The organism is Lysinibacillus sp. 10T31 (assembly GCF_056394365.1).
In genome coordinates this window covers 1-368 of record NZ_JBFTHS010000268.1, presented here as the reverse complement: position 1 = coordinate 368, position 368 = coordinate 1, and the positions used below count along the sequence as shown (strand labels likewise).

The following is a 368-nucleotide window of genomic DNA, read 5'->3' as shown; positions in this document are numbered from 1 at the left end:
GGCGCCTTGAACCACGCCGGTATTCACGGCAACACCATTTTCGGTGAGTTCAAGACGTACGAAGGTACGTTGAAGGTGCTGGACAACATCGGACCGGTGCAGAGCATCCGGCCACAAGTGAAAGGCAGCGAGCTGGATCGGGAAGAATGGAAGCCGATGCCCGTGCAGACCAATGCGATACAGCGGTGGTCCACGGACGCCAGTGACCCAGCCCGCGCGGATGCACTGGCCTGGACCGGTACGCCGGGCGACCCCAACCACGCCGACAATCCCCGACTGAATCAGATCCACCAGCGCGTGGTTGCCATGAATGCCTTCGGCGCCCAGAACGGCAACGTCAGCGCCAGCCTTCTGGCGCTCTCCAAGGA

At 62.2% G+C, this 368-nt stretch carries 1 protein-coding gene; it reads left to right on the top strand.

The window, feature by feature from the left end; genetic code table 11:
• Positions 1 to 368: hypothetical protein (locus AC1DCY_RS27980; protein WP_477356123.1), on the top strand; the 368-nt coding region annotated here is incomplete at both ends.